Here is a 1,212-nt window from a genome sequence, read left to right on the forward strand (position 1 = left end):
TGTCGACAAAACAAAAATAGGCTGCGAACATGCCGTAAACAGGCACTTTGGGCGGGTTTGAATGAGCAAGACCGAGGCGACGCCGGTGAAACGAGGGCGCAAGCCGAGCCTGAACGCAGGGCATGTCACCGCCTTGCGTACCATCGTGAAGGCATCGCCGCACGCGACCTTGGACGAGGTGACCGGCGCGTTGCGTGAGCAAACGAAGGTCAAGGTCTGTTCGGCCACGGTGCGCAAGGCGCTGCGGCAGGCCGGTATCCACAAGGCGAAGCCTGCCATCGCCAAGCCGGAACCCACGCCGGCGGATGGTGCACCCCAACGCTATGGCTATACGGCAAGGCATCGGCGCAAGGAAGGTGCCAGCGGCATGAACACCGACCTGACCGACGCGGAATGGGCGTGGGTGGCTGACTTGTTCGAGCGCGATGGCGGGCAGGGGCGGCCCGTAAGCTATGCGCGCAAACGCGTCGTCGACGCCTGTTGTTATGTGGTGCGCACGGGGTGCGCCTGGCGCTTGCTGCCCAAGAGCTTCCCGCCGTGGGCCAGTGTCCACAAGACGTTCAGCCGCTGGGCGAAGGCCGGTTTGTTCGAAGCCATGCATGATCGTCTGCGCGCCCAGTGGCGGGAACGCGAAGGCCGCAAGCCCGAGCCCACGGCCGGCGTGATCGACGCACAAAGCAACCGCAGCAGCGCGCAAGGCGGCATGACTGGACGCGAGGCCGGCAAGAAGGTCAAGGGTCGCAAACGCCACCTGTTGGTGGACACGCTCGGGTTGTTGTTGGCGGTGAGCGTGACCGCCGCCAGTGTGCAGGATCGCGATGCCGCGCCCGCCGTTGTGGATCAAGCCGTTGCCAAGGTTCCTGGACTGCTCAAGCTCTATGCCGACGGCGCCTACGCCGGCAAGTGCAAGGAAGGCATCGAGGCCGCGCACCCGAGCTTGAAGGTCGAGATCGTTCGCCACCCGCAAAACCGCAACACGGGATCGTGGCAGGGTGCACAGCTTCCGCTACTGCCCGACCCCGTGGCCAAAGGCTTCGTCGTCCTTGCCAAACGCTGGGTGGTTGAGCGCACCCATGCCTGGAACGAGCGCGCCCGGCGACTGATGGTGCACCATGATCGCTCCGCATGGGCGCCGGTGGCTTGGGTCTGGTTAGTCGAAGCGCGTATCCTCGCCACTAGACTCGCAAGCTGATTGTTTTGTCGACACCCTCT

At 64.5% G+C, this 1,212-nt stretch carries 1 protein-coding gene; it reads left to right on the forward strand.

All coding sequences use genetic code 11. The annotated features are described in order from the left end of the window. Nucleotides 1–61: 61 nt before the first annotated feature. A complete protein-coding gene (locus AC3WTD_RS18505; RefSeq protein ID WP_492614659.1) occupies nucleotides 62–1,192 on the forward strand; it encodes an IS5 family transposase in 1,131 nt (376 codons plus the stop codon). Nucleotides 1,193–1,212: the final 20 nt, after the last annotated feature.

The sequence above is a fragment of the Rhodanobacter sp. FW106-PBR-R2A-1-15 genome (genome assembly GCF_058789735.1).

What these genes read in the sequence shown, in the direction of transcription:
- AC3WTD_RS18505 (WP_492614659.1), top strand. Translation starts at nt 62, where the DNA reads ATGAGCAAGACCGAGGCGACGCCGGTGAAACGAGGGCGCAAGCCGAGC.